Genomic DNA, 17,906 nt, shown 5'->3' with positions numbered 1-17,906 from the left:
TCATCGCGACACCACGCGGTTGCGCCCTTCCCGCTTCGCCTGATAAAGCCGCTCGTCGACCGCCCGCAGCAGCGCATCGACCGTGCCGCCGTCGACGCCGTATTGCGCGACGCCGACGCTGACCGTCACCTGCACGCGCTTGAAGTCCAGCCCGAACGGCGCACTCGCGATCGACGAACGCACGCGCTCGGCCGTCATCCGCGCGCCTTCGAGCGGCATCTCGGGCAAGAGCGCCATGAATTCCTCGCCGCCGACCCGCGCGAGCGCGCCCGCCGGCCGGATCGCCTCGAGGCACTGGCGCACGACGCCGCGCAGCACCTCGTCGCCGATCTGGTGCCCGTAGGCATCGTTGATGTTCTTGAAATTGTCGAGATCGAGCGCGAGCAGGCAGAACGGCGTGCCGTCGCGCTCGGCCCGCACGATTTCGCGCTCGACCTGCGCGATGAACTGCCGGCGGTTCGACGCGCCCGTCATCGGGTCGGTCGCGGCCATGTACTCGAGCTTCTGGTTCGTACGCCGCAGCTCCTGCAGCGCGCTTTCGGTGCGCGCCATCGATTCCGACAGCCGGCTCATCAGGTCTTCCTGGCTGTAGATCGCCGAGAACGAGCGCGTCGTCTGCAGCGCCTGCACGACACCGTAGCTCAGCAGGAAGAACCCGCCCGCGAAGATCGCGTGCGCGAGCCACCACATGTGATTCCACGGCTTGCCGAGGATGAACGCGAGCGACGACAGCGCGAACGCCATGATCGACACGCCGTAGATCACCATCAGCGGCGAGCGGATCCGTCGTGCGAGCAGCAGGCACACGTTCAGCAGCGAGAACACCAGCGCGCCGCCTTCCATCGACAGCCGCGTGCCGAGCGCACCCGCGACCGGCGAATACGCGATGTACGCGACCGCCACGTTGACGAGCAGGAAGAACACGATCCACGGCAGCCACGTGCGCACGCTCGTGCGCTTGTCGAGCCGGTCGGGCGGACGCGAATACGACAGCAGCCCCGTGAGCAGCAGCGCCGACATCACGAACCGCGACGCGGGCCCGTACAGCAGGAACAGCCAGATATTGTGGTGCGCCATCCCGGTGAACGCGCCGTGCAGCGCGTAGATCATCGCGAAGCCGAGAAAGCCGAGCGTCAGCCAGCGCAGCAGCGGCTCGCCGGACGACCGGTAACACACCCACGTCACGTAGGTGACGAACGCGCCTTCGATCGTCGCCGCCGCGATCGCGATTTCATGGAAGGCGTGGTTCTCGAACACGACGCTCCGGTCGCTGAAGAACCACAGATAGGCAATCAGATAGGCCGGCAACAACGCGAATCCGACCAGCAGGCATTTCGCGTAGAGCCTGGCGGCCGCGCTGACGACGCGCGGCGGTTCCCCGGCTGCATAGGTCGTACTCATTCGGTCCCCGGTCGGTCTGCTGCGTTGGCTGGAATCTTCCCGGAACGGATCGCGCCCCCACGCGCGATCTGGCCCATCATGCCGAAAGGCAAATGTCAGAGCTAGTATAGGAGGGGTAATTCGTTTGACAAGTCAGGGGAAACGGCATTGCCGGGTGCATGCCTTTTGTTTCCCCATCATTGCGAATGGCGCATCGGTCGCGCCGATTCGCTGCGGCGGGGTGCGGTGGCGCCGAAGCGCGACCGCGGCCGCCGCCGGTCAAAGATCAGAGGATTTCGAACAGGCCGGCCGCGCCCTGCCCGCCGCCGATGCACATCGTGACGACCACGTACTTCACGCCGCGCCGCTTGCCCTCGATCAGCGCATGGCCGGTCAGGCGCGCGCCCGACACGCCGTACGGATGGCCGACCGCGATCGCGCCGCCGTTCACGTTCAGGCGGTCCTCAGGAATCCCGAGCGTGTCGCGGCAGTACAGCACCTGCACCGCGAACGCCTCGTTCAGTTCCCACAGGCCGATGTCGTCGACTGTCAGCCCGGCCTGCTTCAGCAGCTTGGGCACAGCGAACACCGGGCCGATGCCCATTTCGTCCGGCTCGCAGCCGGCCACCGCGAAGCCGCGGAACGCGCCCAGCGGCTGCAGCCCTTCGCGCTGCGCGGCCTTGGCGCTCATCACGACGCATGCCGACGCGCCATCCGAGAACTGGCTCGCATTGCCCGCGGTGATCACGCCGCCCGGCACGGCCGAACGGATCTTCGACACGCCTTCGAGCGTCGTGTCGGGGCGAATGCCCTCGTCGGCCGAGACCGTCACTTCCTGCGTGAACAGGCGGCCCGTCGCCTTGTCGGCGATGCCCGCGAGCACGGGGATCGGCACGATCTCGTCGCGAAAACGCCCGGCTTCCTGCGCGGCCGCGGCCCGCAGTTGCGACTGCACGCCGTATGCGTCCTGGCGCTCCTTCGAGATCCCGTAGCGCTTCGCGACATTCTCGGCGGTCTGCAGCATGTTCCAGTAGATCTCGGGCTTGTGCTGGACGAGCCAGCCTTCCTGGACCATGTGCCGGTTCATCTCGTTTTGCACGCACGAGATCGACTCGACGCCGCCGGCCACGTAGATCTCGCCTTCGCCCGCGATGATCCGCTGCGCGGCCAGCGCGATGGTCTGCAGCCCGGACGAACAGAAACGGTTCACCGTCATCCCCGGCACGCTCACCGGCAACCCGGCGCGCAGCGCGATCTGCCTCGCGATGTTCGCGCCGGTCGCGCCTTCGGGGTTCGCGCAGCCCATGATCACGTCCTCGACGCGCGCCGGATCGAGCTTCGCGCGCTCGAGCGCGGCCGCGACCACGTGGCCGCCGAGCGTCGCGCCATGCGTCATGTTGAAGGCGCCGCGCCAGGATTTCGCGAGCGGCGTGCGGGCGGTCGATACGATTACGGCTTCGGTCATGCGAGTCTCCTTCGGTCCTGCTTCATGTTGGGGTCTGCGCTACGCCGCCGGGCGCGCGCTGGCGGACGTCGCATGCACGACGCCCGCTGCCTGCATCTGCTGCCATGCGTGCGCGAGCGACCCGTTCAGGTCGATCGCGCGGCACGCATCGTTGATCACCGCGGCTTCGAAACCGGCCGCGCGCGCGTCGAGCGCCGACCACGCGACGCAATAGTCGGTCGCGAGCCCGCAGCACCACACGCGCTTCGCGCCGAGTTCGCGCAGATAGCCCGCGAGCCCCGTGCGCGTCGTGCGGTCGGCTTCGACGAACGCGGAATAGCTGTCGACCTGCGCGTCGCCCCCCTTGCGGATCACGAGCCGCGCATGCGGGATGTCGAGGTCGCGATGCAGCGCAGCGCCGTCGGTGTCCTGCACGCAGTGCACGGGCCACAGCACCTGCTCGCCGTACGGCAGCGCGAGCGTCGAGAACGGCTCGCGGCCCGGATGGTTCGCCGCGAACGACACGTGCTCGCGCGGGTGCCAGTCCTGCGTGAGCACGACCTGGTCGAAGCGTTGCGCGAGCGCGTTGATCACGGGCACGACCGCATCGCCGTCGGGCACCGCGAGCGCGCCGCCCGGCATGAAGTCGTATTGCACGTCGATCACGAGCAGGACGTCGTCGGTGCGTTTCATTGCGTGTCTCCAGACAGGATCGGTCGCGCCGCGATGCGGCGGCGTCAGCCGTTGAACCCGCGGCCGGCCTTCGCCCGTTCCGCGATCGACGGCGCGAGCTGCCATGCGTCACCGTTCGGCGCGGCCGCATAGCGGCGAATCGCGCGCTCGACGTTGTAGAGGCCGACCATGTCCGCGTACAGCATCGGGCCGCCGCGCCACAGCGGGAAGCCATACCCGGTCAGGTAGACCATGTCGATATCGGACGCCTTCGACGCGATCTTCTCTTCGAGGATCTTCGCGCCTTCGTTGACGAGCGCGAACACCAGCCGCTCGACGATCTCGTCGTCGCCGATCTTGCGCCGCTCGACGCCGCGCTCCTTCGAGTACGCGACGACCATCTCGTCGACGAGCGACGACGGCTTCGCCTTGCGGTCGCCCGGCACGTAGTCGTACCAGCCGGCGCCCGTCTTCTGGCCGAAGCGGCCCTGTTCGCACAGGCGGTCGGCGATCTTCGAATAGTGCAGATCGGGCTGCTCGACGTAACGGCGCTTGCGGATCGCCCAGCCGATGTCGTTGCCGGCGAGGTCGCTCATCCGGAACGGCCCCATCGCGAAGCCGAACTTCTCGATCGCGCGATCGACCTGCGCGGGCAGCGCGCCTTCCGCGAGCATGAACAGCGCCTGGCGGATGTACTGCTCGATCATCCGGTTGCCGATGAAGCCGTCGCACACGCCCGACACGACCGCCGTCTTGCGGATCTTCTTCGCCACCGCCATCACGGTCGCGAGCACATCCTTCGCGGTCTGCGCGCCGCGCACGACCTCGAGCAGCTTCATCACGTTCGCCGGGCTGAAGAAGTGCATGCCGACGACGTCCTGCGGACGCTTCGTGAACGCCGCGATCTTGTCGACGTCGAGCGTCGACGTGTTCGACGCGAGGATCGCGCCCGGCTTCGCGACTTCGTCGAGCTTCTTGAACACCTGCTCCTTCACGCCGAGTTCCTCGAACACCGCTTCGACGATCAGGTCGGCGTCCTTCAGGTCGTCGTAGGACAGCGTCGGCGTGATCAGCGCGATGCGTGCGTCGAGCTTCTCCTGCGTGAGCTTGCCCTTCTTCACCTGCGCGTCGTAGTTCTTGCGGATCGTCGCGAGGCCGCGCTCGAGCGCATCCTGCTTCGTCTCGAGCAGCGTGACCGGCAGCCCCGCGTTGATGAAGTTCATCGCGATCCCGCCGCCCATCGTGCCCGCGCCGATCACGCCGACCCGGCGGATCTCGCGCAGCGGCGTATCGGCCGGCACGTCGGGAATCTTGCTCGCCGCCCGTTCGCCGAAGAACGCATGGCGCAGCGCGCGGCTTTCCGGCGTCATCATCAGCGCGACGAAACCCTCGCGCTCGGCGATGCTGCCTTTGTCGAAGCCGTTCAGCACGCCGGCCTCGATCGCGTCGATGCACTTGTGCGGCGCGGGGAAATTCGGCGCGGCGGCCCGCGCGGAATTGCGCGCGAACTGGATGAAGCCCGCCGCGTTCTCGTGGACGATCTTGCGATCGCGCACGCGCGGATGCGGGCCGTTCTGCGCGCCGACCTTGCGCGCGAACGCGACGGCCGCGTCGAGCAGGTCGCCGTCGGCCATTTCGTCGAACAGCCCGCTCTTCGCGAGTTGCTCCGACGGCACCGGCGCGCCCGACACGATCATGTTCAGCGCGGTTTCGAGGCCGACCGCGCGCGGCAGGCGTTGCGTGCCGCCCGCGCCCGGCAACAGCCCGAGCTTCACTTCGGGCAGCGCGACCTGCGCGCCCGGCGCGGCGACCCGGTAATGCGCGCCGAGCGCAAGCTCCAGCCCGCCGCCCATCACGACGCTGTGCAGCGCCGCGACGACCGGCTTCGCGCTTGCCTCCACCGCGCGGATCACGGTGTGCAGCGTCGGCTCCTGCAGCGCCTTCGGCGTATTGAATTCGGTGATGTCGGCCCCGCCCGAGAACGCGCGGCCCGCGCCGGTCAGCACGATGGCCGTGATCGACGGATCCTGCGCGGCGCGATCGAGCGCGTCCATGACGCCCTGGCGGGTCGACAGGCCGAGCCCGTTGACGGGCGGATTGTTGAGCGTGATGACGGCCACGCCGTCGCGAGTCGAGTAATCCACTGCCATCTGCCTGCCTCCATGCATCGCGCGCCGGATTGGCTGCGCTTCATTGTGCGCGGTCGAACGGCCGCATGTCCGAATGAACGCAGGCAGCATACAACGAAAAAGCACGGTCGTTCAATTTGAATTTCGTTCCCGATCCGGGGACGGATCGGGGGATCGCATCGGGACCGAATCGCGGGCCGGCGGCGGCCCGGACGCGAAGGCTTACGGCGCGCACACCGCCGTCGGCAACACGTAATCGCGGAACGTCTCGCGCAGCTTCAGCTTCTGCAGCTTGCCGGTCGCGGTGTGCGGCAGCGATTCGACGAACACGACGTCGTCGGGAATCCACCATTTCGCGACCTTGCCCTCGTAGAACGCGAGCAGCGCGTCGCGGCTCAGGTTCGCGCCTTCGCGCGGCACCACGACGAGCAGCGGCCGCTCGGTCCATTTCGGGTGCGCGCACGCGATGCACGCGGCTTCGGCCACCCCGGGATGCGCGATCGCGACGTTCTCGATGTCGATCGAGCTGATCCACTCGCCGCCCGACTTGATCACGTCCTTGCTGCGGTCGGTAATCTGCAGGAAGCCGTCGGGGTCGATCGTCGCGACGTCGCCGGTCGGGAACCAGCCGTCCGCCAGCGGCGACGCATCGCCGCGAAAGTAGTGGTCGATCACCCACGGCCCGCGCACCTGCAGTTCGCCGAACGCGACGCCGTCCCACGGCAGCTCGCGGCCGTCGTCGCCGACGATCCGCATGTCGACGCCGCAGATCACGCGCCCCTGCTTCTCGAGCAGCCGGCGCTGCGCGTCGAGCGGCCGCTGCGACTGCGCCCAGTTGAGCTTCGCGAGCGTGCCGAGCGGCGACAGTTCGGTCATTCCCCATGCATGGATCACGCGCACGCCGTATTCGTCCTCGAACGTGCGCAGCATCGCGGGCGGGCACGCGGAGCCACCGATCACCGTGCGGTTCAGCGTCGAGAAACGCACGCCGGCCTCGCGCATGTAGTTCAGCAGGCCGAGCCATACGGTCGGCACGCCCGCAGAGAACGTCACGCGCTCGGCCTCCATCAGCTCGTACAGCGATTTCCCGTCGAGGTCCTTGCCGGGCAGCACCAGCTTGCCGCCGGTGAGCGGCACCGCGTACGGCAGCCCCCATGCGTTGACGTGGAACATCGGCACGACGGGCAGCACGGCGTCCATCGCGGACAGGTTCATCGCGTCGGGCAGCGCGGCGCCGTATGCATGCAGCACGGTCGAGCGATGCGAATACAGCACGCCCTTCGGGTTGCCGGTCGTGCCCGACGTGTAGCAGAGCCCCGATGCCTGCTGCTCGTCGAGGCGCGGCCAGTCGTAGCGGCCGTCCTCGACTTCGACGAGCGTTTCGTAGCAGAGGAACGGCGTCGCGCCGGACGGCAGGTGCGCGGCGTCCGTCATCGCGATCCAGCCCTTCACGTGCGGGCATTGCGGCGCGATCGCATCGACGAGCGGCGCGAAATTGATGTCGAAGAAGACGTAGCGGTCTTCCGCGTGATTGACGATGTACGCGATCTGTTCGGGAAACAGGCGCGGGTTGATCGTATGGCACACGGCGCCCATCCCGCCGATCCCGTAATACGCTTCCAGATGCCGGTAGCCGTTCCACGCCAGCGTGCCCACGCGGTCGCCGGTTGCGACGCCGAGCCGCGCGAGCGCCTGCGCCAGTTGCTTCGCGCGGCGTTCGCAATCGCGATACGTGTAGCGATGCAGGTCGCCTTCGACGCGCTTCGACACGATTTCCGTGTCGCCCGCATGCCGCGCGGCATGCGCGATCAGCGACGACACCAGCAGCGGCACATCCATCATCTGGCCCAGCAACGGCTTACCCATCGTCTTGTTCTCCGTGAGGATGCGAATCGGTGACCCGCCTCGCGGCCGTTTCCATCCGGAAGCAGCCCGCATGCGCGCCCGTCAGCGGCCCGGACGGGCGTGGCGCACGATGCGCGGGCCGCCATGCGGGCGGCGCGACGCCGCCTTACAATATCGGCTTACCCAGAGGCGCTCAACATGTCGTTTTCCCGAAGCGCAGCCGATGCGGCTGACACTCTCCCCGACCTCGCCGCGACGCTCGGCGCGCCCGCCGAACGCGCGTTCGTCACGCTCGGCGACGCGTTTCATACGCGGCTGCCGGCCGCGCCGCTGGCCGCGCCGTACGTCGTCGGCTTTTCCGACGAAGTCGCGCAGCTGCTCGACCTGCCGCCCGCGATCGCCGCGCAGCCCGGCTTCGCCGAGCTGTTCGCCGGCAACCCGACGCGCGACTGGCCTGCGCACGCGATGCCGTACGCGTCGGTCTATTCCGGCCATCAGTTCGGCGTGTGGGCCGGCCAGCTCGGCGACGGCCGCGCGCTGACGATCGGCGAGTTGCCCGGCGCTGACGGCCGGCGCTACGAACTGCAGCTCAAGGGCGGCGGCCGCACGCCGTATTCGCGGATGGGCGACGGCCGCGCGGTGCTGCGCTCGTCGATCCGCGAATTCCTGTGCTCGGAAGCGATGCATCACCTCGGCATCCCGACCACGCGCGCGCTGACGGTGATCGGCTCCGACCAGCCGGTGGTGCGCGAGGAGATCGAGACGGCGGCCGTCGTCACGCGCGTGTCGGAAAGCTTCGTGCGCTTCGGCCACTTCGAGCACTTCTTCTCGAACGATCGCCCCGACCTGCTGCGCCAGCTGGCCGATCACGTGATCGACCGCTTCTATCCGGCCTGCCGCGACGCGGACGATCCGTACCTCGCGCTGCTCGAGGCCGCGACGCTGCGCACGGCCGACCTCGTCGCGCAATGGCAGGCGGTCGGCTTCTGCCACGGCGTGATGAACACCGACAACATGTCGATCCTCGGCGTGACGATCGACTACGGTCCGTTCGGCTTCGTCGATGCATTCGACGCGAACTACATCTGCAACCACTCGGACACCAACGGCCGCTATGCGTACCGGATGCAGCCGCGCATCGCGCACTGGAACTGCTATTGCCTCGCGCAGGCGCTGCTGCCGCTGATCGGGCTGCAGCACGGCATCGCCGACGACGACGCGCGCGCCGAGCGCGCGGTGGACGACGCCCAGGCCGTGCTCGCGAAGTTTCCGGAGCGCTTCGGCCCCGCGCTCGAACGCGCGATGCGCGCGAAGCTCGGCCTCGAACTCGAACGCGACGGCGACGCCGAGCTCGCGAACAAGCTGCTCGAGACGATGCATGCGAGCCACGCGGATTTCACGCTGACGTTCCGCCGGCTCGCGCAGATCTCGAAGCACGACGCGAGCCGCGACGCGCCCGTGCGCGACCTCTTCATCGACCGTGAAGCATTCGACGCATGGGCGAACCTCTACCGCGCGCGGCTGTCCGAGGAAACGCGCGACGACGCGGCTCGCGCGGTTGCAATGAACCGCGCGAACCCCAAATACGTGCTTCGCAACCATCTGGCCGAAGTTGCAATCCGGCGCGCGAAGGAAAAGGATTTTTCGGAAGTCGAGCGGCTCGCGCGGATCCTGCGTCGCCCGTTCGACGAACAACCGGAGCATGAAGCGTACGCGGCGTTGCCGCCCGACTGGGCCGGCACGCTCGAAGTGAGCTGCTCGTCCTGAGCCCGCAACCCGCGCATCTCGACCGACCGATCAGGAGAACCCCCATGTCCCACGATTCCGACGACAAGACCTTCCCGTACCAGAAGGACGACGCCGAGCTGCGCCGCCGGCTCACGCCGATGCAGTACGAGGTCACGCAGCACGCGGCGACCGAGCGCGCGTTCACCGGCGAATACACCGACACCGAGGATGCCGGCATCTACAAGTGCGTCGTCTGCAGCACGCCGCTGTTCGAATCCGGCGCCAAGTTCCATTCGGGCTGCGGCTGGCCCAGCTACTTCAAGCCGCTCAACGGCGAGGTGATCGACGAGAAGGTCGACTACTCGCACGGAATGGTGCGCGTCGAGGTGCGCTGCAACCACTGCGGCGCGCATCTGGGCCACGTGTTCGAGGACGGCCCGCGCGACCAGACCGGTTTGCGGTACTGCATCAATTCGGCTGCGTTAAACTTCGAGTCCCGACCCGAAAACGAATGAGCGGCGCCGGGCGGATCTGCCGGGCGGCCAGCCGCGGGCCGGCCGCCCGGCTCCGCGACGGCGATGCCTGGCGGGTCCCTACAACGGTGACAGGCCGCACATGCGGCCTGTCACGCAGCTGCGAGCGCCATGAAATTCCTGTTCGATCTGTTTCCGATCATCCTGTTTTTTGTCGCCTTCAAGGTCTGGGGCATCTTTACCGCCACCGCCGTCGCGATCGTCGCGACGCTGGCCCAGGTCGCCTGGGTCGCCTTCCGGCACCGGAAGGTCGACACGATGCTGTGGGTCAGCCTCGGCGTGATCGTCGTGTTCGGCGGCGCCACCCTCGTCCTGCATGACGAGAAATTCATTCAATGGAAACCGACTGTGCTGTACTGGCTGTTTGCGATCGGGTTGCTCGCCGCGCGTTATGCGTTCAGCAAGAACCTGATCGAGAAGATGATGGGCAAGCAGCTCACGCTGCCGCACCCCGTGTGGGACAAGCTGAACGCCGCCTGGGCGCTGTTCTTCGCGGTGCTCGGCGTCGCGAACCTGTACGTGGTGCACAACTTCACCGAATCGCAATGGGTGAACTTCAAGCTGTTCGGTACGACGGGCGCGATGGTCGTGTTCATCATCCTGCAGAGCCTGTGGCTCACGAAATACCTGAAGGACGAGTGACATGGGCGACGCCTTTCTCCACGCCTCCGCCGACGAACGCATCGCGCTGATCGAAGCGCGCCTCACCGCGTCGCTCGCGCCGCTGTCGCTCACCGTGCGCGACGACAGCGCGCAGCACGCGGGCCATGCGGGCGCGGCCGCCGGCGGCCATTTCACGGTCACGATCGTCTCGTCCGCGTTCGCGGGCAAGCCGCGCGTCGCGCGGCACCGGCTGGTGTATGATGCGCTCGCTGATGCGATGCAGCGCGGCATTCACGCGCTCGCGATCGTGGCTTACACGCCCGAAGAATTCAACGAATCTTCAATCTAGTCTCATTAGGAATTCCCGATGATCCTGAAATCCCCCCGCCTGTGGGTCGCGGCGGCTGCTTTTGCAGCGGCACCGGCATTTGCCCAGAACATCGCCGTCGTCAACGGCACGCCGATTCCGAAATCGCGCGCCGACGCGATGGTCGCGCAGCTCGTCCAGCAAGGCCAGACCGACGGTCCGCAACTGCAGCAGGCCGTGCGCCAGGAACTCGTGAACCGCGAAATCCTGATGCAGGAAGCGATTCGCGAAGGCATCCCGAACCGTCCGGACGTGAAGGCGCAAGTCGCCGTCGCGCAGCAGACCGTCGTGCTGCGCTCGATGATCGAGAGCTTCCTGAAGAAGAACCAGCCGACCGACGCCGAAGTGAAGGCGCGCTACGACGAACTCGTCAAGGGCGTGGGCGGCAACCGCGAGTACCACCTGCACCACATCCTCGTCGAGAGCGAGCAGCAGGCGAAGGACCTGATCGCGAAGATCAAGGGCGGCGCGAAGTTCGAGGATCTCGCGAAGCAATACTCGAAGGATCCGGGTTCGGGCAAGAACGGCGGCGATCTCGACTGGTCCGACCCGAAGGCGTACGTGCCGGAATTCGCGGCGGCCGCGCAGAAGCTGCAGAAAGGCCAGATGACCGACGCGCCGGTGAAGACGCAGTTCGGCTGGCACATCATCCGCGTCGACGACATCCGCGACATCGCGCCGCCGCCGTTCGACCAGGTGAAGGCGCAGATCGCGCAGCAGCTCGTGCAGCAGAAGCTGCAGGCGTTCGAGGAAGGTCTGCGCCAGCAGGCGAAGATCCAGTAACGCCGGCGCGCGTCGTACGCGCATCGACAAGCCGCTCTTCGGAGCGGCTTTTTCTTTTGGCGCGCACGAAACAGATATACCGCGACGCGATGGTGCGCGGCGCGCCGTGCAATAAAAAACCGCTCCGGAGAGCGGCTTTTCCACGCCAGGTGTCGCCCGCCCGCGGCATGCGCTACGCGGCGGGATGGAACACGTCGTGATAACGCACGTCGCCCGCCGGCAGCGAAGCCGATTCGTCGAACGACAGCGCGAGAAAATACTCGGCCGGCACGCCCGGAAACACGATGTCGCCGTGCGGTTCGAACCCGAAACGCGTGTAATACGCGGGCTCGCCGAGCACCACGCAGCCGCGCGCGCCGAGCCGACGCAACGCGTCGAGCCCCGTGCGCACGAGCCCGGCGCCGATGCTCTGCCGCTGGCAATCGGGCCGCACCGCGAGCGGCGCGAGCCCGTACCACTGCTGGCTGCCGGCCGGCTCGCCGCCGATCGCGACCGGCGAGAACGCGACGTGCCCGACGATACGTCCGTCGCGCTCCGCGACGAGCGATACGCTCAGCGCACCGTCCGCACGCAGCGTGTCGACGATGCGCTGCTCGAACGCGCCGCCTTGCGGCTCGCCCGCGAACGCCGCGCGGATCACGCGGCCAATCGCGTCGGCCTCGCTCGCCCGCGCGTCACGCAGCGTGACGACCTCGACCGATGCGTTCGGGTCGAACATCATCCCGATCAGCCGATCCAGCGGCGCGCGTTGCGGAATACGCGCAGCCACGGGCTCGCTTCACCCCAGCCTTCCGGGTGCCAGCTCATCGTGACCGTGCGATGCACGCGCTCCATGTGCGGCATCAGCACCGAGAAGCGGCCGTCGGCCGTCGTCACCGACGTGATGCCGGCCGGCGACCCGTTCGGGTTGAACGGATAGCGCTCGGTCGCTTCGCCGCGGTGGTCGACGTAACGCATCGCGACCGCGACGCGATCGATGTCGCCCTGCTGCGAAAAGTCCGCATAGCCTTCGCCGTGCGCGACCGCGACCGGAATCCGCGAGCCTTCCATCCCCGCGAAGAAGATCGACGGCGACTTCTCCACTTCGACGAACGAGAAGCGCGCCTCGAACTGCTCGGACTTGTTGCGCGTGAACTTCGGCCACGCTTCCGCCCCGGGGATCATCGACGCGATGCTCGACAGCATCTGGCAGCCGTTGCAGATACCGAGTGCGAACGTATCGGGACGCGCGAAGAACGCCGAGAACATGTCGGCGAGATTCGCGTTGAAGCGGATCGTCTTCGCCCAGCCCTCTCCCGCGCCCAGCACGTCGCCGTACGAGAAACCGCCGCATGCGACCGCACCCGCGAAATCGGCCAGCGACGCGCGGCCCGCGAGCAGGTCGCTCATGTGCACGTCGTGCGCATCGAAGCCGGCGCGGTCGAATGCGTAAGCCGTTTCCAGATGCGAGTTCACGCCCTGCTCGCGCAGAATCGCGACGCGCGGCCGTGCGCCCGTCGCGATGAACGGCGCGGCGATGTCGTCGGCCGGGTCGAACGTCAGCACCGGCGAGATGCCCGGGTCGGCCGCGTCGAGCAGCGCGTCGTATTCGGCATCCGCGCACGCCGGGTTGTCGCGCAGGCGCGCGATGCGCCAGCTCACTTCGCTCCATGCGCGATGCAGTTCGGTACGCGGCGCGTCGAAGATCTTCTTCGCGTCGCGGTACACCTCGATCACGTCGCGATCGTTGACCGAGCCGATCACGTGCGAGCACGTCGACAAGCCGAACTCGCGCAGCGCGCCGAGCACCGCGTCGCGGTCGGACGCGCGCACCTGCACGACGGCGCCGAGCTCTTCGGAGAACAGCGCGCGCAGCGTGCGGTCGTCGCGCAGGCCGCTCGTCTGCTTCGCCCAGTCCTTCGCGTCGCCGTAGTCGGATTCGTGGTTCGGGTCGAGCGTCAGCATGTCGACGTTCAGCGACACGCCCGCATGGCCCGCGAACGCCATTTCGCATACCGTCGCCCACAGGCCGCCGTCCGAGCGGTCGTGGTACGCGAGCAGCTTGTCTTGCGCATTGAGCGACTGGATCGCGTTGAAGAAGCGCTTCAGGTCTTCCGCGTCGTCGACGTCCGGCGTCGTGTCGCCGACCTGCTGCGTGACCTGCGCGAAGATGCTGCCGCCCATGCGGTTCTTGCCGCGGCCGAGATCGATCGCGATCAGCACCGTGTCGCCCGCGTCGGCCACGCGGCGCAGTTGCGGCGTGAGATGACGGCGCACGTCCTCGACCGGCGCGAACGCCGAGATGATCAACGACACCGGCGACACGACTTCCTTCGCGACGCCCTGCTCATCCCACTTCGTCTTCATCGACAGCGAGTCCTTGCCGACCGGGATGCCGATCCCGAGCGCCGGGCACAGCTCCATGCCGATCGCCTTGACCGTGTCGAACAGCGCGGCGTCCTCGCCGGCCGTGCCGCACGCGGCCATCCAGTTCGCCGACAGCTTCAGCTTGTCGAGCGACGCGATCGGCGCGCTCGCGATGTTCGTGATCGCTTCGCCGACGGCCATGCGACCCGACGCCGGCGCGTCGATCACCGCGAGCGGCGTGCGCTCGGCCATCGTCATCGCCTCGCCCTTGAAACCGGCATAGTCGAGCGCGGTGATCGCGCAGTCGGCCACCGGCACCTGCCACGGGCCGACCATCTGGTCGCGCACCGACGTACCGCCGACCGAACGGTCGCCGATCGTGATCAGGAACGACTTGCTGCCGACCGTCGGGTGCTTCAGCACGTCGAGCGCGACGGCCGACAGCGCGATGCCCGTCACGTCGACCGGCGCACGCTCGGTCGTCACACGCGCGACGTCGCGGTGCATGCGCGGCGGCTTGCCGAGCAGCACTTCCATCGGCATGTCGACCGGGTATTCGTCCGCGCCCGTCGCTTCGTCGTCGACGAGCTTCAGCTCGCGTTCGTCGGTCGCGACACCGACTACCGCGAACGGGCAGCGCTCGCGCGCGCAGATCGCCTCGAAGCGCGGCAGGTCGGCCGGCGCGATCGCCAGCACGTAGCGCTCCTGCGCTTCGTTCGACCAGATTTCGCGCGGCGACAGGCCCGATTCCTCGAGCGCGACCTTGCGCAGTTCGAAGCGCGCGCCCTTGCCCGCGCCGTCGACGATTTCGGGGAACGCGTTCGACAGACCGCCCGCGCCGACGTCGTGGATGCTCAGGATCGGGTTTTCCGCGCCGAGCTGCCAGCAGCCGTTGATCACTTCCTGCGCGCGACGCTCGATTTCCGGGTTGCCGCGCTGCACCGAATCGAAGTCGAGTTCGGCGGTGTTCGCGCCGGTCGCCATCGAGCTCGCGGCGCCGCCGCCCATGCCGATCCGCATGCCGGGGCCGCCGATCTGGATCAGCAGCGAGCCGGCCGGCACGTCGTGCTTGTGCGTGTGCTGATCCGCGATGTTGCCGAGGCCGCCCGCGATCATGATCGGCTTGTGATAGCCGTGCACCGTGCCGCCGACGTTCTGCTCGTACACGCGGAAGTAGCCGCCGAGGTTCGGGCGGCCGAATTCGTTGTTGAACGCGGCGCCGCCCAGCGGGCCATCGATCATGATCTGCAGCGGCGACGCGATGCGGTCCGGACGACCGTACGGGCCGTGCACTTCGTTCGGATTGCGCTCGGCGACCGGCTGCGCGGCGTCGCGCGCGTTTTCCCACGGCTGGCGCGCATCGGGCAGGTCGAGGTTCGACACGGTGAAGCCCGTGAGGCCGGCCTTCGGACGCGCGCCGCGGCCCGTCGCGCCTTCGTCGCGGATCTCGCCGCCCGCGCCGGTCGCCGCCCCCGGGAACGGCGAGATCGCCGTCGGATGGTTGTGCGTCTCGACCTTCATCAGCGTGTGCGTGAGTTCGGTGTGGCGGCCGTAGCGCTCGCCCGGCTCGCCGGCCGCACCGGCCTTGCGCGGGAACCAGCGCTCGGCTTCGGCGCCGACCATGATCGACGAGTTGTCCGAATACGCGACGATCGTGCCCTGCGGGCTCAGCTTCTCGGTGTTGCGGATCATCGCGAACAGCGACATGTCCTGCGCTTCGCCGTCGATCGTCCACTGCGCGTTGAAGATCTTGTGGCGGCAGTGTTCGCTGTTGGCCTGCGCGAACATCATCAGTTCGACGTCGGTCGGGTTGCGTTCGAGCTTGCGGAACGCGTCGACCAGATAGTCGATCTCGTCGTCGGCGAGCGCGAGGCCCAGCTCGACGTTCGCACGCTCCAGCGCGCCGCGGCCGACGCCCAATACGTCGACGGTCGACAGCGGCTTGGCCGGCAGTTCGTCGAACAGGTGTTTCGCATCGTCGCGCGCCGCGACCACGCTTTCGGTCATCCGGTCATGCAGCGCGGCCGCGACGGCCGCGCGCGCGTCGTCCGACAGCGCCTTCTTGCCGCCGAGCAGGCCCGACTTCAGCGTGACCGTGAATTCGACGCCGCGCTCGATGCGGCGCACCTGCGTGAGGCCGCAGTGCTGCGCGATGTCGGTCGCCTTGCTCGCCCACGGCGAAACCGTGCCGAAGCGCGGCAGCACGACGAAGGTCTCGGTCGCGCCCTTCTCGCCCGCCGGCTGGAACGGCGCGCCGTAGTGCATCAGCGCATCGATGCGCGCGCTGTCGTCGGCCGACAGCGGCTCGGCCGCATTGACGAAGTGCAGGAACTGGCCGCGCACCGCGACGATGTTGGCGTCGATTTGCCTGAGCGTGTCGAGCAGACGGGTTTGACGGAAATCGGAGAGGGCCGAAGCGCCGGGAAAACACGAGAAGTGAGCCATGGGCTGGACTGACGTCGATGAGTCGCGCGGGGTGGCGACGTGGGGCGAAAGGAAGGCCGTAATTATACCCGGAAGTCGGCCGCCCAAGACCGGCCAATCGGTAGTCCGGCTGCACCGCCACGGTGCTGGTGCGGGCGGCACGCGCGGCTGTCCGCCGGATCGGCCTCTATCGGCCCGGGCGCCGGCCGCCGCCGCATGGCCGCACGGCCATGCTCGCCCGCCGCCGGCTCGCGCACTTTTGGCGCTATCATTCCGGGTTCACCGGGCCCGGGCCCTCAGCGAATTCTCACCGGGCGGCGTGCGCGCCGCCCGTCATCGAAGCAATCTCAATGGATGTCATCGTCATCGGCGGCGGAATCAGCGGCGTCGCCACCGCCTACCAGTTGCGCGCGGCCGGCCATCGCGTGTGCGTGGTCGAACGCCACGCGACCGTCGCGCAAGGCGCGACCTACGGCGACGGCGGCGCGCTGCTGCCGAGCCCGCTCGACGTCTGGTTCGGCCCGACTTTCATGCACCAGCGCCACGCGCGCGACAGCGGCATCGTCTACAAGCCGGGCTTCAACGGCGGCGTGCGCCGCTTCGTCAAGCAGCTCGGCACGCTGCGCGAGCACGATGCATTCGCCGCGCAGTACGCACGGCTGCGCCCGCTGATCGACGTGTCGCGCGACGCGCTCGCCGATATCGAGGCGCGCCTCGAGCTCGAATTCGAGCAGAAGCCCGGCATCCTGCACATCGTGCGCGATCCGCGCGACTGGGACGCGCTGCAGCCCGCGCTCGACCTGCTGCGCACACTCGACCAGCCTTACCGCACGCTCACCGCCGACGAATGCGTGGCGCTCGAACCGTCGGTACCGGCCGAGCCCGGCTTTGCCGGCGGCGTGCTGCTCGAAACCGAGCGCACCGGCAACTGCCCGCTGTTCGCGAAACTGGTCAAGCAGACGCTCGACGAGCATGGCGTGCAGTTCCGCTTCGGTGCGGACGTCGCCGCGATCCGCGTCGACAACGGCCGCGTCGCGGTCGAGCTCGCCCCGCCGGGCAACCGGAGCGCGGCGCGCGCGCGCGAGGTCGACGTGATGTCGGCCGACGCGATCGTGGTCGCCGCCGGCGCCGGCAGCCTTGCGCTGCTCGAACGGCTCGGCTGGCGCCTGCCGCTGCACCCGGTGCGCGTGCATACGCTCACCGCGCCGGTCGCGTACGAAGAACATGCGCCGCACCTGAGCGTCGTCGATTCGATCAAGCGGATCTCGATCACGCGCACCCACCAGCGGCTGCGCATCGGCGGGGCCGCCGTGCTGCAGAGCCTGGCGGATACCGCGAAGCCGCTCGCCGAGCCGCTGTCGGAGGCCGCGCTCGCGCTGCTCGGCCAGGCCGTCCACGACTGGGTGCCCGGCGCCGCGAAGATCTCGGCCGCGCTGTCGTGGCAAGGCATGCAACTGCTGTCGCCGGACGGCTTGCCCGTCGTGGGTCCGACCCCGCATCCGCGCGTGTTCGTCAATTTCGGCCATGGCCCGGCCGGCTGGGGCCTCGCGTGCGGGTCTGCTAAAGTGGTGACCGACTATCTGGGCGGCAACGTCCAGCACTGGCCCGCCGACACGCTCGCCGCGCTGAACGCCGGCCGCTTCACGACCTGA

Annotated in this window: 13 protein-coding genes; 6 read left to right on the top strand and 7 right to left on the bottom strand. The window is 68.3% G+C overall.

The genetic code is table 11. The annotated features are described in order from the left end of the window. From J8I35_RS21385 to J8I35_RS21365, 5 genes are all read right to left on the bottom strand, one after another. A complete protein-coding gene (locus J8I35_RS21385) occupies nt 1-1,401 on the bottom strand; it encodes a sensor domain-containing diguanylate cyclase (protein ID WP_050013265.1) in 1,401 nt (466 codons plus the stop codon). Nucleotides 1,402-1,666: 265 nt separating this feature from the next. Next, nucleotides 1,667-2,845: an acetyl-CoA C-acyltransferase gene (locus tag J8I35_RS21380; RefSeq protein WP_209926838.1), complete on the bottom strand. Its 1,179-nt coding sequence runs from the start codon at nt 2,843-2,845 to the stop codon at nt 1,667-1,669. A gap of 39 nt (nt 2,846-2,884) precedes the next feature. Beyond that, entirely contained in the window at nt 2,885-3,517 is a 633-nt protein-coding gene (gene pncA / locus J8I35_RS21375) for a bifunctional nicotinamidase/pyrazinamidase (RefSeq protein WP_050013267.1), read from the bottom strand. 44 nt (nt 3,518-3,561) lie between these two features. Then, nucleotides 3,562-5,646 (bottom strand): 3-hydroxyacyl-CoA dehydrogenase NAD-binding domain-containing protein, encoded by a 2,085-nt coding sequence (locus J8I35_RS21370; RefSeq protein WP_209926836.1) that lies wholly within the window; start codon nt 5,644-5,646, stop codon nt 3,562-3,564. 201 nt (nt 5,647-5,847) lie between these two features. Continuing rightward, nucleotides 5,848-7,491 (bottom strand): 3-(methylthio)propionyl-CoA ligase, encoded by a 1,644-nt coding sequence (locus J8I35_RS21365; RefSeq protein ID WP_209926834.1) that lies wholly within the window; start codon nt 7,489-7,491, stop codon nt 5,848-5,850. Between the two features lie 177 nt (nt 7,492-7,668). On the opposite strand from J8I35_RS21365, the gene J8I35_RS21360 reads away from it, so the two are divergent. The 5 genes from J8I35_RS21360 to J8I35_RS21340 all read left to right on the top strand — a co-directional run bounded on the left by J8I35_RS21360 (nt 7,669) and on the right by J8I35_RS21340 (nt 11,484). Continuing rightward, nucleotides 7,669-9,237 carry a protein adenylyltransferase SelO gene (locus J8I35_RS21360; RefSeq protein ID WP_204383286.1) on the top strand — a complete coding sequence of 523 codons (1,569 nt, stop codon included), beginning with the start codon at nt 7,669-7,671 and terminating at the stop codon, nt 9,235-9,237. A 44-nt stretch (nt 9,238-9,281) separates the two neighbouring features. Next, the gene (msrB, locus tag J8I35_RS21355) at nt 9,282-9,713 is read left to right on the top strand and encodes a peptide-methionine (R)-S-oxide reductase MsrB (protein WP_050013271.1); all 432 of its coding nucleotides are present in this window, start codon (nt 9,282-9,284) and stop codon (nt 9,711-9,713) included. A gap of 129 nt (nt 9,714-9,842) precedes the next feature. Next, nucleotides 9,843-10,373: a septation protein A gene (locus tag J8I35_RS21350; protein ID WP_050013272.1), complete on the top strand. Its 531-nt coding sequence runs from the start codon at nt 9,843-9,845 to the stop codon at nt 10,371-10,373. A 1-nt stretch (nt 10,374) separates the two neighbouring features. Continuing rightward, the gene (locus J8I35_RS21345; protein WP_209926833.1) at nt 10,375-10,683 is read left to right on the top strand and encodes a BolA family protein; all 309 of its coding nucleotides are present in this window, start codon (nt 10,375-10,377) and stop codon (nt 10,681-10,683) included. An 18-nt stretch (nt 10,684-10,701) separates the two neighbouring features. Beyond that, on the top strand, nt 10,702-11,484 hold the full coding sequence (locus J8I35_RS21340) for a peptidylprolyl isomerase (protein WP_050013274.1): 783 nt from the start codon (nt 10,702-10,704) through the stop codon (nt 11,482-11,484). 172 nt (nt 11,485-11,656) lie between these two features. Here J8I35_RS21340 and J8I35_RS21335 read toward each other — a convergent pair whose 3' ends face one another. Both J8I35_RS21335 and purL read right to left on the bottom strand, forming a co-directional pair. Next, nucleotides 11,657-12,205 (bottom strand): N-acetyltransferase, encoded by a 549-nt coding sequence (locus J8I35_RS21335; protein ID WP_209926887.1) that lies wholly within the window; start codon nt 12,203-12,205, stop codon nt 11,657-11,659. Nucleotides 12,206-12,210: 5 nt separating this feature from the next. Continuing rightward, entirely contained in the window at nt 12,211-16,275 is a 4,065-nt protein-coding gene (gene purL, locus J8I35_RS21330; protein WP_124554598.1) for a phosphoribosylformylglycinamidine synthase, read from the bottom strand. 329 nt (nt 16,276-16,604) lie between these two features. On the opposite strand from purL, the gene J8I35_RS21325 reads away from it, so the two are divergent. Then, complete coding sequence (locus tag J8I35_RS21325) at nt 16,605-17,906, top strand: FAD-dependent oxidoreductase (protein ID WP_209926831.1); 1,302 nt, start codon at nt 16,605-16,607, stop codon at nt 17,904-17,906.

The sequence above is a fragment of the Burkholderia sp. CpTa8-5 genome (genome assembly GCF_017815045.1).
In the GTDB taxonomy this organism is placed as follows: domain Bacteria; phylum Pseudomonadota; class Gammaproteobacteria; order Burkholderiales; family Burkholderiaceae; genus Burkholderia; species Burkholderia sola.
This window is presented reverse-complemented; position numbering and strand designations above follow the sequence as displayed.